At 39.4% G+C, this 14,294-nt stretch carries 17 protein-coding genes; 4 read left to right on the top strand and 13 right to left on the bottom strand.

Translation table 11 applies throughout. The features are described 5' to 3' along the window. Positions 1-84 precede the first annotated feature (84 nt). The gene (locus CEF17_RS09240; RefSeq protein ID WP_100399278.1) at positions 85-1,476 is read left to right on the top strand and encodes a hypothetical protein; all 1,392 of its coding nucleotides are present in this window, start codon (positions 85-87) and stop codon (positions 1,474-1,476) included. 766 nt (positions 1,477-2,242) lie between these two features. Here the strand turns inward: CEF17_RS09240 and CEF17_RS09245 are convergent. The 4 genes from CEF17_RS09245 to CEF17_RS09260 form a co-directional block, all read right to left on the bottom strand. Continuing rightward, positions 2,243-2,437 carry a hypothetical protein gene (locus CEF17_RS09245; RefSeq protein WP_100399279.1) on the bottom strand — a complete coding sequence of 65 codons (195 nt, stop codon included), beginning with the start codon at positions 2,435-2,437 and terminating at the stop codon, positions 2,243-2,245. Between the two features lie 270 nt (positions 2,438-2,707). Further along, positions 2,708-2,944 (bottom strand): ferredoxin, encoded by a 237-nt coding sequence (locus CEF17_RS09250; protein ID WP_100400862.1) that lies wholly within the window; start codon positions 2,942-2,944, stop codon positions 2,708-2,710. 24 nt (positions 2,945-2,968) lie between these two features. Further along, positions 2,969-3,967, bottom strand: a complete 999-nt coding sequence (locus tag CEF17_RS09255) for an NAD(P)/FAD-dependent oxidoreductase (RefSeq protein WP_100399280.1) — start codon at positions 3,965-3,967, stop codon at positions 2,969-2,971. A 137-nt stretch (positions 3,968-4,104) separates the two neighbouring features. Beyond that, positions 4,105-4,437, bottom strand: a complete 333-nt coding sequence (locus CEF17_RS09260; RefSeq protein WP_100399281.1) for a 2Fe-2S iron-sulfur cluster-binding protein — start codon at positions 4,435-4,437, stop codon at positions 4,105-4,107. A 445-nt stretch (positions 4,438-4,882) separates the two neighbouring features. On the opposite strand from CEF17_RS09260, the gene CEF17_RS09265 reads away from it, so the two are divergent. Beyond that, the gene (locus CEF17_RS09265) at positions 4,883-5,677 is read left to right on the top strand and encodes an aspartate dehydrogenase (protein WP_100399282.1); all 795 of its coding nucleotides are present in this window, start codon (positions 4,883-4,885) and stop codon (positions 5,675-5,677) included. 105 nt (positions 5,678-5,782) lie between these two features. On the opposite strand, the gene CEF17_RS09270 is transcribed toward CEF17_RS09265, so the two are convergent. From CEF17_RS09270 to CEF17_RS09305, 8 genes are all read right to left on the bottom strand, one after another. Further along, the gene (locus CEF17_RS09270; protein ID WP_100399283.1) at positions 5,783-6,325 is read right to left on the bottom strand and encodes a chromate transporter; all 543 of its coding nucleotides are present in this window, start codon (positions 6,323-6,325) and stop codon (positions 5,783-5,785) included. After that, a complete protein-coding gene (locus CEF17_RS09275) occupies positions 6,322-6,921 on the bottom strand; it encodes a chromate transporter (RefSeq protein WP_100400863.1) in 600 nt (199 codons plus the stop codon). The genes CEF17_RS09270 and CEF17_RS09275 overlap by 4 nt, the downstream gene beginning before the upstream one ends. An 87-nt stretch (positions 6,922-7,008) precedes the next feature. Next, a complete protein-coding gene (locus CEF17_RS09280; protein WP_054635359.1) occupies positions 7,009-7,488 on the bottom strand; it encodes a GlcG/HbpS family heme-binding protein in 480 nt (159 codons plus the stop codon). 21 nt (positions 7,489-7,509) lie between these two features. Next, on the bottom strand, positions 7,510-8,973 hold the full coding sequence (locus CEF17_RS09285; RefSeq protein ID WP_100399284.1) for an aldehyde dehydrogenase family protein: 1,464 nt from the start codon (positions 8,971-8,973) through the stop codon (positions 7,510-7,512). A gap of 92 nt (positions 8,974-9,065) precedes the next feature. Further along, positions 9,066-9,788 (bottom strand): TenA family transcriptional regulator, encoded by a 723-nt coding sequence (locus CEF17_RS09290; RefSeq protein ID WP_054635358.1) that lies wholly within the window; start codon positions 9,786-9,788, stop codon positions 9,066-9,068. Positions 9,789-9,957: 169 nt separating this feature from the next. Then, the gene (locus tag CEF17_RS09295; protein ID WP_100399285.1) at positions 9,958-11,439 is read right to left on the bottom strand and encodes a hypothetical protein; all 1,482 of its coding nucleotides are present in this window, start codon (positions 11,437-11,439) and stop codon (positions 9,958-9,960) included. A gap of 80 nt (positions 11,440-11,519) precedes the next feature. Then, complete coding sequence (locus tag CEF17_RS09300) at positions 11,520-12,290, bottom strand: creatininase family protein (protein ID WP_100399286.1); 771 nt, start codon at positions 12,288-12,290, stop codon at positions 11,520-11,522. A 155-nt stretch (positions 12,291-12,445) separates the two neighbouring features. Then, complete coding sequence (locus tag CEF17_RS09305) at positions 12,446-12,727, bottom strand: 2Fe-2S iron-sulfur cluster-binding protein (RefSeq protein ID WP_054635355.1); 282 nt, start codon at positions 12,725-12,727, stop codon at positions 12,446-12,448. A 233-nt stretch (positions 12,728-12,960) separates the two neighbouring features. On the opposite strand from CEF17_RS09305, the gene CEF17_RS09310 reads away from it, so the two are divergent. Next, positions 12,961-13,290 (top strand): hypothetical protein, encoded by a 330-nt coding sequence (locus tag CEF17_RS09310; protein WP_100399287.1) that lies wholly within the window; start codon positions 12,961-12,963, stop codon positions 13,288-13,290. A 152-nt stretch (positions 13,291-13,442) separates the two neighbouring features. Further along, the gene (locus CEF17_RS09315; protein ID WP_100399288.1) at positions 13,443-13,913 is read left to right on the top strand and encodes a RidA family protein; all 471 of its coding nucleotides are present in this window, start codon (positions 13,443-13,445) and stop codon (positions 13,911-13,913) included. Between the two features lie 69 nt (positions 13,914-13,982). Here the strand turns inward: CEF17_RS09315 and CEF17_RS09320 are convergent, their stop codons facing one another. After that, positions 13,983-14,243, bottom strand: a complete 261-nt coding sequence (locus tag CEF17_RS09320; RefSeq protein ID WP_100399289.1) for a stage V sporulation protein S — start codon at positions 14,241-14,243, stop codon at positions 13,983-13,985. Positions 14,244-14,294: the final 51 nt, after the last annotated feature.

Raw genomic sequence — 14,294 nt, forward strand, 5'->3', positions numbered from 1 at the left:
GGTATATTGTATACAAATAATTATTTAATAAGCTAGTATTTTTTGAATTGTCTGCAATAAAAACAAAATAGTAGGTGGATACGGATGCTGAATTATTTGTTTACCGTACTAATAAGTGTGTATCTTTTATCAGTTTTATTCCCTTCTCCTGCCGTTGAATTCCTTGTTTCACTTCTATCCCTATTAAGTATTTTACTAACTATCACTTTAGTTAATAAAATGGTATTAAAATTCGGTCTTGCTTTTCTGGGTTTGGGGATATTTATGCTTTACACGAGTGGGACGAGCCCAGGCCAGTATTTATTTTCATTTGGCAGCATGCTTAATTTACTAAGTTTATTTGCCTTGGTCCCCATTCTAGCTTTGCCCATTAAATTAGGGAACTATGCTGAAGCTGTTCAAAAGATTATACACGAAAAAGTAAAAAATTCTGGCCAGCTTTACATGCTGTCTTCCGGGATATCTTACTTCTTAAGCTCCTTTATGAATCTCGCTGCCCTCCCAATGACGTATTATGCGATTCAGCCATCGATCAGACTGTTTTCTATTACGAATAAACCTCGTTTCATGAGCAGGTCTATTACTCACGGCTTTGCTATGCCTTTATTATGGACACCTGTCACGCCGATCGTGGGGATTGTAATCGAAATGACTGGTGTCTCCTGGGGAGCCATGCTTCCTATTCTGATTCCTTTAAGTATTTTAGGCCTTCTGCTGGATTGGGCCACTGGAGTTTACTTATCAAAAAAATACCATGCTCCAAGCCCATTAGGACGCCCTCAAGCTTACAAAGAAATGGCAGCAGCTATAGATCATTCTTCTCAAGGTGAAAAAACTTCTAAGCTGTTTCATTTAATTGGTGCTGTTCTCTTATTAAACGTCATTATTACTTTTGCAGACCTATACTTAGACGTAAGTTTCTTGTTTTTAGTTACGATTTTAGTCATCCCATTTTCTTTTACTTGGGCGCTTCTTATCCAGAAAGGCAAGGGATTTTTGACTGGATTAAAAGAGCACTTTGATACTCACCTGTTGAAAATGAAAGACCAGTTTTTTATCTTTTTATCTGCTGGTTTTTTCATTTCAGCCATCGGTATTTCGGGTACAGAACAAACTATTAATAAATGGATTGGGGGACTGATAACTGTTATAGGAGAGCATGCTTTTTTATTTATTGTGCCGCTGTTACCCCTTGCTTTAGCCTTTATTGGCCTGCATCCGGCTGTTGCTTTAGCACTTCTCGTTGAAGCAATCGACTTTTCTATCCTTGGCATCTCGCCGGTTGTCTTCACGTTAGCTATGTTAGGAGGAGCGGTGCCGGCATTTTTAATGGGTCCATATAATGCAACCCTAGGGCTTATGTCTAATATCATAGACGAAGATCCTTATAAGATATCACGGTGGAATGCTGGTTTTACCTTTATGTACCTCGTATTATTATTGGTTCTTATCTCAATTCTACAACTTATCTTTTAATCTTTTTTATAGAAGCTGTCTAACAGATTCCTGGGCGTGAGTTCAGCATAGTGCTGTGCTCACGTCTTTTTTGTCGGGTCCTTTTTAACCCTGGTAGTTGTGAAACATAATTGGAGGGATGGCAATGTTTACATAATGACTAGGTCCTCTCCCCACCAGAAAGGTCGAGATCTACGCTATCTTTTTTTGTCTATTTCTATATTCTTTTCAATCAGATTTTCTTTTTGTGCTTGTTAAGGACGATTGTAGTCAGTCACTAATTTCTATTTCTTTATAACCTGAATCATTAATATGATATGAATATAAGAGAGGATTTACTGCTGGAAAAAGGTAAAATAAGTCCTATTTTCTCAAGTAAATTCAACATTTTTTCATACAATAATGGTAGTTAACCATTTTATAAAGTCGTATGATCCATTTGATACTCTGACAGGGACAACACGGTATATAGTAACGGTAAAACTTTGGTGTTCATAGAATGATGCCTTGAAAAAACTCTAGAAATAGAGGCCTCTTATTCTAAAAAGGGGCTGTCCGCAGAATCACTCAATATTAATGAAAGGCAAAACGGGACACGATTTTAGGGGTTCTGTGGGACTTTTAAAAGGAAGAAAAAGGAAGGAAGAAAAACAGATCGAGTAGGAAAAACAGCTGCTTATTGTTCATCTGTACTGATGATTAAAGCTCACTCCTTTCCAATGATAAAAAAACTGCGCCTATATTATTTTTGAGGGGCAGTTTTTTTATTATCTATCACGTGGCATCCTTAAATGACAGGTGGACGGCATGCAATTTCATTATATTCGGTTGTTTCACTTGTTAACCAGGGACATTGTTCACAGTGTGATTTGCAAACCTGTCCGTATAATTCGCAAGAGACTGTCTGGTCCTCTTTGACCTGAACGACCCTTTCTTCAAACATATTTTCCCACCAATTTAATTGTTTAGGTAGAATCTTCATAAACATTCTCTCCACTTCTTTCTTTTTTATTTATTACACTCTCCTTGGTTTATTGTATACCGAACGAAGTAAAGATAAAACCTAAATTGCAAAAGTTCAATAATTTATAATATTCTTTCTAATATGGACTCATTAAAATGATGGGAAAACACGTAAACTCTATCTCCTTTGTGATCCATTAGATAAGCTCCCCACAGAGAAGATGCATTATGGGAAGCGTTAACTATGTTAGCGTATAGAAAAAAGAAACCAAAGTGGAAGAGGAAATGTTTATACCGTTGAATAAAAGGGTTCCGTTGAGACTTTAATTGATTCTGTCGGACAGCCTTCTTCTGCATCCAGCAAGTCTTCTTCAAGCTCCTCGTCCACTTGTTCTACCCCTTTATTACCATCTACTATACTTTCTGCCAGTCCTTCATCATCATAGTCAAATATCTCAGGTGCAGCAGCGCCGCAAGCCCCGCACGCAATACATGTCTCTTTATCCACCATTGTATATTTTGCCATCATCGACCCGCCCTTCTATTATTATTAAGAAAATATACTTGTACTATGAAGCGGTTGCACCTTCGCCTTCGGATCAATAAAGGACTTAGCGTTATTTACCGCTGTCGGCGCTTCACCAAAGCCAGTTGCAATCAGCTTAACTTTTCCTTCATACGTACAAATATCTCCTGCCGCATATACCCCGGGAATGTTAGTTTCCATTTTTGAATTTACTACAATAGAGTTTTTCTCAATCGTAAGCCCCCAGTCTTTCATCGGCCCAAGTGAAGAGAGGAATCCAAAATTAACAATAACATCATCCACTTCCACGGTTTGTCTGTCACTCTCTTTTTTGCTGTGTCTTAAGATTGTTTCTTTAATAGTGTCATGATCTCCCTGGAAACAGTCAGGTATATAAGGTGTTTTAATATCAACAGAGCTGTTAAATAACTGCTCCACGCTGAATTCATGGGCACGAAACTTTTCCCGTCGGTGCACCAGCGTTACTTTTTTTGCTAATGGTTCAAGCATTAAAGCCCAATCCACTGCTGAGTCCCCGCCTCCAAACACCAGTACATTTTTTCCTTTAAACTTGTTCAAGTCATTTATAAAATAATGGAGATTTTTCCCTTCATACTGTACTGCATTATCCAATTCAATTTTCCTTGGACTGAAAGCACCGTTGCCTGCCGTTAATATAACTGTTTTCGTAAAATGAACCTGCTGATTAGTGGTAAGCTTAATTGTTTTGTCTTCTTGGACCTCAATATTTTCAACCATCTCTCCGAGGCAAACATCAGGGTTAAAGTAGTTAGCTTGTTCCCACAGCCTGTCAACTAGTTCCTGTGCTTTCACTTTCGGAAAACCTGCAACATCATAAATATATTTTTCTGGGTAAAGGGCTGAAAGCTGTCCCCCTAAATGGGGCAGGCTTTCTACGATTTTTACAGATAACTGACGCATCCCTGCATAGAAAGCAGTAAATAAACCAACGGGCCCGCCCCCTATAATCGTAATATCATGTATATGTTCTTTAGTAGTCATAAATCCTGTCTCCTTTAGCTCCGTACTCTTACGTTCCTTCATATTCTTGTTATTAGGTATATTGTATACCAAAAAGTGAAAAAGACCGATGATACATTCCCGATGGAACATATCATTCTACTAAATTACACCCAAACTTAGGTGCTTACTTTTTTTACTTTCTGTCTTTGTACTTTTTTAGTCATTTCTTTATCCCAAGAAAGAGTAATTTCATCTTTTACAACAAATGTCTGGCAAGCCAGTCGATATCCTTCTTCCAATAGATCTTCTCCTACTTTCTTCTTTTCAGCTGGTTTAATGTTATCCAGGTTTTCACTTCCATCTTCAATTTTTACGAGGCATGTCCCACAATACCCTCCACCACAGCGGTTTGGTACATCACCATCGTATCTTAATGAGTTTCTCAGGATGTTAGAATTATCTTCTACCTCTAATTGTCTATCCGTGTTTTTAATTTTTATAATAGCCATTTAAATAAATCCTCCTTTAAAATCTTTATGAATGTAGAGAATCACAATTCCAGTTACTTCTTACAGACACATGTACAATTACTGCACTTTCTTTTTTTCGTTTCCCCCTGAACAGATACTTTATTAGAAGCAGCCTTTGCTAACAGCGAGTCCCCATTCACTTTCTTTTCCAATAGGCTTCCCCCTCAAAATAAAATATTGTATACCAAATACAATATCACAAACTTAATTTTCTGACAATATATTTTATTTATTTTTCTCATAAATATTATTATTCAGAATAATCCTCCACTTTATTTGACATAAAGATAGAAGTAAGGCAAAATCAAGATATAACTGGACCTTTTCAAACTCATCATTTTTTACTTATTATCCTATTGGTTTTGTTTTTAGGAAAATTTATTTTCTTAATTAGGTATACAATATACAAAATGGCGGTGGTAATATGATTCAAATAGGTATCATAGGGTTTGGCACCATCACAAAGCAATTGCTTTCTTTACTTTCCAAGGAAGAAGTAAATGTAGGGAGTATTCTCGTACGGAACAAAGAAAAAGCCGAGATGAATAGTGATATCTCTTTGCCGTTTACTGATGATCCTGACCAATTTTTTTCCAATAATTTTGATTATGTGGTGGAAGCCGCCGGTCATGAAGCTGTGAAACAATACAGTAGCCGAATTGTTAAAAACAGCAATGTCATCATTGTTTCAGTAGGCTCGCTTGCAGATCCTGAATTTCTAAATGATCTACAGGACAAAGCTGCAGCCAATAAGAAACAAATCATTGTTCCCTCTGCAGCAATCGGTGGTTTGGATAGAGTGGCAGCCGGGGCAATGGGAGATATTTCACAAGTGAAATTAATTACGAAGAAGCCTCCCAAAGCCTGGTACGGTACAATTATTGAAAAAGAATATGATTTACCATCCATTACAGAACCCTTACTAGTATTTTCTGGTATCGCGCGGGAGTCAGCTGTTAAGTTCCCTGAAAATGTAAATGTGTCAGCCGCCTTAAGCCTGGCTGGGATTGGTTTTGAAAAAACAGAAGTTGATGTTTATGTAGACCCATCCATAGACCAGAACATTCATGAAATTTATATAGAAGGGCTTTTTGGATCAACGAAAATAGAAGTCCAAAATACTCCCTCCCCTCATAACCCAAAAACAGGCTACATCGTTGCGATGAGCATTGCTAAAGTCTTACATGGGTATACAAAACCATTAGTAATGGGAATATAGTTTTTCGGCACCTCAAAGAGTTTCCTGGTCCTTATCAAAGTAACGACAGGGATAACAGTTGAGGTGTCTTTTTATTGAAAAAATGCCAAAGAAAAATGGCATAGTTTAAATAACCATGCCAGAGAGAAAAACAGCACCGTAGCATAATGCCCCTAAAATAACTAAAGCAGGGTGAACCTTCCACTTTTCTAAAGCAAGAAAGCTTATAGCCGTCAAAAGGAGAAGTTGAAAAATCCCGCTTTGTTCAAAGCTGTTTAAAAAAAACTGATAGGCCAGTACAGCCAGCAGAATAGCTATGACCGGCTGTACGGACCGGGTCATAAACTTTACTTGCAGCGCATTTTTAAATAAGTTCACAAACTTAAACAAGATAATGACAGCTACCGCTGAAGGAGCTACTGTAGCCATCAGAGCGGCACTTGCTCCCAGTACTCCGCCAATTTCATAGCCAATAAATCCTCCCATTTTTGTGGCAATCGGCCCTGGAAGAGCATTCGCAATGGCCAGAAGATCACCAAATTCCTCCATCGTCATCCATTCATATTTAGTAACTACTTCATGCTGAATTAAAGGAATGGTCGCAGGACCACCACCGTATCCTAGTAAATTTGCAATAAAAAAAGCAATAAAAATTTCCACATAAATCATAAGGTGGCATCCTTTCTTAACTCATTCTCTTCTTCAGCAGCCAGCTTCTGACGACGGCTGAGATAGGTACCATATGAAAAGGCAATAGTTAGTATAAAAGCAATGATAATTCCTGGATGGATAAAAAAGACTTCTAAAAACAACAAACAAAGCCCTGAGGTCACAATCATTCCTTTTTTGCCAAGACCGCTTGACGCTTTTTTGAAAAAACCAAATGCCATAACAGCAAGCATAACAGCAATAACGGGGGTAATAGCTTGGACCATTCCACTTACAATCCCGGAGTTACGGTACGTATATAAAAATCCAAGAAGCCCGATCATAGCAATAATAGACGGCATAATATGGGCTAAAATGGCTACAGCCGCCCCGCTCGACCCTTTTACCTTATAGCCGATATATGCTGCCATCTTTGTTGCTATTGGACCTGGCAGGGTATTGGCTAAGGCGAGCGTATCCCCAAATTCATCTGAGTCCATCCATTTATATTTTTTTACGGCTTCATGTTCTATTAACGGAATAACTGTAGGGCCCCCTCCGAACCCCAACACCCCTGATCTTGCAAAACCTGTGATAATTTGTAAGTAAGCACTCATCTCTCCTGCTCCCTCTCTTTTTTCTCCTGGAGAAAACAATCGTCATAGCATTCCCGATCTTTGGATGCTATGACGACTTCTCCTTCTTTATAATTTTATGTCTGCATCTGTAACAACGCTTAAATCCTGGTCTTTTACATGCTCTTCTAGTGCTTTAAGCGCAGCTGTACCTACTGCTGTATCCTGTTCACCGTTTCCTCCGCTGACTCCTACTCCGCCGACAACTTCACCATTAACAACGATTGGAAAACCGCCAACAAATACGGCAAATTTCCCAGGAATCATATGCTGGATACCGAAGGCTTCGTTTCCAGGAAGCACGGGGCCATTGGGCTCCTTGTTAAATAAATGAGTAGACCTTTTGTGTCCGGCCGCCGTAAAGCCTTTTGCCATTGCGATTTCAGGACCTGTAATCCTGGAATTGTTCATTCGATCAAGAGCAATTAAATATCCCCCTTCATCTACTATCGCAATGGTCTCCAGAACATTGATTTCTTCAGCTTTTTGTTTTGCTGCTTCTATCATAATATGAGCTTCTTCTAAAGTGAGTTTGAGCGCTTGTTTCATTAATAGATCCCCTCCCTTGATTTAATAACCTATATAAACAGTTTTGATTTGGGTAAAAAATTCTAACCCGACTCTTCCAGACTCTCGAAACGTTGAAGTACTCGATTTCTTCAGTCCTCCAAATGGAGCATTTATTAAATTACCGGTCGTTGTCCGATTGACTTTAACTGTTCCTGCCTCAATATCTTTCGTAAATTGTTTTGCCAGCTTAATATTGTTTGTAAGAATGGAAGCAGACAAGCCGTACTCTACATTGTTAGCGATCTTAATCGCTTCTTCATAGCTGCCAGCCGTTATGATAGAGATAACAGGTCCGAAAATCTCTTCCTGTGCTATGCGCATCTCAGGAGTCACACTGGTAAAAATAGCAGGAGTGACAAAATAACCGTTTTTAAATTTTTCACCTTTCACCTGCTCGCCGCCATATTGAAGAACGGCTCCCTCTTCTTTACCGATATCAATGTAATTTAATACGTTGGTCAGCTGTTTTTTATTAGCAAGAGGGCCAATTTTCGCCTTCTCATCAAGTCCATGGTCTATCCGTAATTCTTTTGTTTTCTCTACCAATTTCTGTGTGAATTCTTCCACCACAGATTCCATAATTATCACTCGGCTGGTACCCGTACAAGCCTGTCCTGTTAAGGAAAAGCCACCGTTAATCACAATTTGAGCAGCCTGGTCCAAGTCTGTATCTTCCATTACAATAACCGGGTTCTTTCCTCCAAGCTCCATTTGAGTGCGTGTCGTAAGAGATGTGCTTCGGTGTATTTGCTCACCCGCTGAAGTGGAGCCTGTAAAAGTTATGGCTTTAATAGCTGGATGGGAAACAATGGAGTCACCTATTTTTGAAGAGGATCCAGTAACAAAATTTAAAACGCCTTCTGGAAGCCCTGCTTCATGAAGAGCCTGGACAAGCCGAAGCGCAATTAAAGGCGTGTCAGATGACGGCTTGAAAATGACAGTATTTCCTGTAATTAAAGCTGGCGCAATCTTTCTTGCAGGGATGGAAATCGGGAAGTTCCATGGAGTGATAACTGATACAACCCCCAATGGCTCCCTTTGCGTAAAGACATCCATATTCGGGTCATCATTTGGGAACGTTTCTCCTGTAAAGGTCTGCCCTTCTACCGCATAAAACCGAAGCGTTTGTGCTGTTCTTTTCACTTCCCCTTTGGCTGCTGATATGATTTTCCCTTCTTCGCGCGTCAATTCTTCTCCGTACTCATCCACGCGGCTTTCTAATATTTCTGCAGCCTTGTTTAAAATAGCAGCACGCTTGGAAGGAGACGTCTTGGACCAAGTTTTAAAAGCTTCTTCTGCAGCTTCAATTGCCTTTTCTACATCTTCAGGTGCAGAAGACTGAAATTCACCGAGAACATCATTTGTGTCAGCCGGATTAATGCTTGTAAACGTTTCTTCACTTGTGCTTTCCACCCATTCTCCGTTTATATAATTCTGGAACGTATTCACACTTGTTTTTAACACGTATACCACCCTCTGCTGTCAGTTTATGAATAAGGACGGCAGTTTCCAGGTGGAAACTGCCGATTTTGTTTAAATGGACAAAATGTTCGGAATTAGGACTTAACTGCTTCACCCAAGTCTTCTTTTAAGTAAGCATCCCATAAACCATCCATGTACATTCTTCTCATTTTGGCCCCTGTGCGGACAATTTCAAGGCATCGTTGCTGCAACTCAGGAGTATCTGCATATTCTAGAACGATCTTGTACCCTCTTTCTCCGTGAATTTCATCAGAGACAATGTGCAGATCGAAGAATTCAATTTCTTCATCTGTAAATCCGTATTTTTCACGCAATACTGGAGTTTGTTTACGATAAATAGCTGGCACCTGTGATTCCAATCCTACAACAAGGGCAGCTGTAGCTACGACGAAGTTTTCACGTTGAGCTACTGTGTAGCACCAGCTTTGAAGACCTAGAGTAGTAGCAACCATATTTTTAGGATCTTCTACTCTTTCACGAGTGGTTCCACATGTTTCAGCAAAACGGATAAGCAAATCTGTATGTCTGTCACCAGCAATTTCTTCTTCATACATGTTTTGGAGAATAAAGTCTTTCGCATCAGAGTATTGTTCTGGAGTATTGTGATACATATATGCTAGATAGTCAGCGAATGGTCCCACATAATGGTAGTGGTTCTCAGCCCAGCGTGCGAAATGTTCTCTTTTAAGATCTCCATTAGCCCATGCAATTGTAAATGGAGCAGCCTCACTATGATTTCCTTTGATTGCTTCCTCTAACTCTTTACGAAATTCTTCTCTTGATAATAGTTCTGCCATTTTAATAGCCTCCTTTAAAAGTATAAGAAATTGGTTTTTCTAAAAAGGTACGACCAAACGATGTTAGTATTTTGTATTTGGTATACCAAATGATAGTTTCATCGTAATGGACAACTATGTCTTCTGTCAATAACTTTGAAGAAATTTTCTAAATATTTTTTTTCTTCAGTTATAAGAAGAACATAATTGCCACAATACAGGCAACAAACAAGCCTGTCATTACAGGAATAAAGTTTCTGCGTACTAAATCAATCGGTTTTACGCCGGCAATACCGGCATCTGCTGCTACCCCAAACGCCCATGCAGCTAACGTACCGCCGCCAGCAAAAATAGCAGCTACTTGTCCAAGGCCTGCTAATACAGCGATATCCACACCAGCCCCGCTTCCAAGTCCCGAAGAAAGTGCGCCAACAAGGGGCAGCCCTGAAAAACCAGAACCATCCATCCCTGTTAATATGGCAATGATTACAATACCGAATGTTAAGGTGATCGTGTTTCCATCAATGTATTGCGCCATGGAATTCCCTAAATCAAATAAATATCCGGGAGCTCCTTCACCTAACACTGTTTCTGCATGATCCGGGTGTCCTATCAAGAAAAAAGCAGCAATAGGGATAACTGGAGCAAAGATCTTAATGGCAAAGAAGAAACCTTCTCTTATATAACTGACAATCCCTTCAATCGCTTTTGTTCCCTGGCTGCACAGCGTTGATATGATTAACAATACAACAGCTGTACCTCCTAATAACGACGTTGCATCTCCGCCTTGTATGGCGTTATCCGGGTCAAACACACTTCGGTATACCATTAATGCAACGATAGCAATCAATGAAGCAGGAACTAATACAGCTAAAAATCTTGAATACTTGCCTAGCGGCGAGCCAGTTTCAACCGTTGCAGCAATTTCCTTTGATGCTTTATCATCTGGAAGCGCTTTCTTTTTTTCATTCCCAATGTCGATTGGAGGCTTTTCAGCCTTCAATTTTCCTTTTTTCATATCTCTTCTAATCGTATAATAAGAAATTCCGATAGCTACAAATCCGACTATCAAAGAAAACATAAACGTATAAGGCAGGAGAATGGCAGAATCAATTCCTGCTGATGCAGAGGTTAGCCTTGTGGCCCCTTGAATAACCACATCACCTGAAAGAGCCATCCCATGTCCAAACAAGTTAATGGATACTGCAGCTCCCATAGCTGGGAGGCCCATTTTCATAGCAACTGGAATAAGAACTGTACCTACAAGAGCGACAGCAGGTGTAGGCCAGAAAAACGTAGCAGCCAGGTACATCGTAATACCTAAGACAAAAAATGCTGTTGTCGTGTTCACCATTAGCTTTTTCATAGGAGCGATCATGAGTACATCAGCCCCTTGAGACTGCAATGATTTTAACATTGCAACCATCAATGCGATAACAAGCATAATATCAAATAGTTCTACCCCGGCATTTAAAAATGCCTGAAAGACGATTTGTCCAGAACCGATTGCTCCGTCAATGAAGCCTGCTTCAGAATTAAACATCCATCCTAAGACAAAAAGTCCAATGATTGAGGGCAGGACCACATCACGCCTGAAGATCATAAAAGCGAATATTGTGAAAATCACCGTTAAGTAAATCCAATGGGAGCTTGTCAATGTCACACTTTCCATTATTTCCCCTCCGTTATTAGGGCAGCAGTATTCATCTTATCTCCCCCACTTTTTTAACTCAGCCAGGCACTTTTGCACATTTACACTTCATGAACATTGTCAGAGGTTTCAAGCAGCTTTGAGATGGATGCGGACAGGTTATCTAATGCTTCTTCTACAATTTCTCTTCCTATTTCCTCGCTCGCTTTGCGAGCATCCCCTATACAGCCATTTTTCGTCATCTCTTCATAGTAGTAAAACCCTTGCACAGGTTTGCCAGGACGCAGCAATTCCCAATTTCCAGAATGAATGTCTCCTTTTTCGAGACGCTCACGGCGGACGACGTGAGGAGCAAGATAAAGGGCTTCAGACACTTCCCTTTCACAACTGTGGCCAAACAGAACAGATTCTATATTCGTATCCATCGCTTTTTTGGCTGAGCTCGTAGTTTTCGCAAAATAAACAGCAACGTCTAACTCTTTTGACAGCTTCATGCTTGCCACACTGAGAGTTGACTGGTTACCCCCATGGGCGTTAAGCAAAAGGAAATTCCTAATGCCATGCCCGCGCAATGACTCAATTATATCTCTAATCACTGCAATAAGAGTATCCGGTTGAAGAGAGATCGTCCCTGGAAAATGTAAATGATGTGGAGAAACACCCATATTTATTGTTGGTGTTACCAGGGCCATTGGAGACAGTCTCTGTGCTAATAAATCGGCCATTTCCGTTGCCAGAACGGCATCACAGCTTTCTGCCATGTGGGGTCCATGCTGCTCATGAGCTCCTACTGGAATAATAGCAATCTTTGTTGCAGGGAGTGCCTCATCAACTTCTTCCCAAGTCATCTCGGTTAAATTATATTTCTTCATGTCTTTCCCTCCTCCCTACAAAGTATTTGGTATACCATTAACTATAAATGAAAAGAGTGGTTTTGATGAGAAGTTTGGCAGATAATGTACGATTCTTTTTCTATAGGTGGTAGATTTTACCTCTTTTTGAATATTGTATACCAGATATTTAGACACTATTGAGCTAATTCTATGTCTCCCTGGATCGTCAATTGACATGTTAAACGATACCCTTCATCGAGCTTATCCCCTAGCATCTTTTTTTCCTTCCAGTTTGGCGGGGCCAAGTTTTCCTGTCCACTTATAATTTTAGATGTGCATTTCGTGCATTTCCCCATTCCGCAGCCATATTTTAATGCTGGAAACTGTTTAATACCTGCCAAAACTACTAAATTACTATTTTTTTCTACTTCTTGCTCGTAAACTTCATTGTTTTGATGCAATTTTACTGTTGGCATACTATACACCCCTCAATATTTGGAATATAAACAACATTATAAAGGTAGTTTGGTTGGTAAATCAACATATTGCGTGAAAATTTTTAATAATTATAATTATTTAATTTTTCTCTTGTTTTATTTACTGATTTCCTTTATTATTTATGGTATACAATATCCCATAAAAGGGGTGAACTTTACCTTTTGTCTGTCGGCGTAAAGCAACACCCTAATTTACTTAAGGAGGAGAAAACATGAGTTATATTATTTTAACAAATAAAGCGGACTATCAAACAGATGTGCAAAATGAGGGCTTAGAAATTGTGGAAACCTATGAATATTACTTTTTTAAACAGTTAAAGGCCACCTACACTATTGCTAAAGTAATTAAAGATGATATCAAAGTAACCTTACGAGAGGAAAAAGACGGAAAAACCTATACAAATCATATTCCTCTTAAATTCTTTGAAGCCTACGAGAAAATCGAAGAAGCACATGAAGAATTAGGAGAAATCGCTGGTCCCGATTCTGAAAGTGCACGGTTAGTAAAGAATACTACAAATGAAATAACGATTCCCTCTTAATCATGACGATATTATTTTATAGTTTAAATAAGATAAAGCACCACTTTTTCAGTTGAAAAAGCTCAGGTGCTTTTCTTATTATAAAAATTATATTGATATTTCTACAACTTTCTCATTACAGGAACGCTGCTCCAACAATAAAGGAGGATCCTATGAAAGAAACAGACACGATTGAAAATGATTTAAAAAGCATGGGCTTGACACTCCCCCCGCTTCCTAAAAGATCAGGAAATTATATACCTGCCAAACAATATGGTAAGTGTATATATTTAAGCGGAATAACGTGTAAAACTAACGGTCAGATTGAATATAAAGGAAAAGTGGGGACGGATGTTTCTACTGAGGAGGCTTACTATGCTGCCAGGCTGTGTACATTGAACCACTTAGCAGTCATTAAATCGATGGTTGGCAGCTTAGAACAAATTAAGAGCGTCATAAAACTAGTAGGATATGTAAATTGCAGAGAGGATTATGAAGACGTCCCTCTTGTAATTAATGGAGCATCTGATTTATTAATTGACTTATTTGGGGAAAGGGGTCAACATGCTCGTTGTGCAGTTGGAGTTAATTCACTTCCTGGTCTCGCTGCCGTAGAAACAGATTTAATTGTCGAAGTAAAATAAATAGAAAAAGGAAAAGCATCACCTGCTAGTGGTGATGCTTTTCCTTTCCCGCCCAGGATGAACAGTGTGTTACCTTGGCTCCACAATTAATTTTATTGCCGTTCGCTCTTCACCCTCAATTGTAATATCAGTAAATGCAGGGATACATACGAGATCAATGCCGCTTGGTGCTACAAATCCTCGAGCGATGGCCACAGCTTTAATAGATTGATTGAGGGCTCCAGCGCCAATTGCTTGTATTTCTGCTGCTCCTCTTTCCCGGATGACGCCTGCCAGGGCACCGGCTACAGAATTAGGGGTAGATTTAGCTGATACTTTTAATACTTCCATCTTTAGTACCTCCTTTTGTGGGATAATGCCACTCCCATACTATATTCCTGA

This window comes from Bacillus sp. FJAT-44742, from assembly GCF_002797315.1.
GTDB lineage: Bacteria > Bacillota > Bacilli > Bacillales > Marinococcaceae > Thalassorhabdus > Thalassorhabdus alkalitolerans.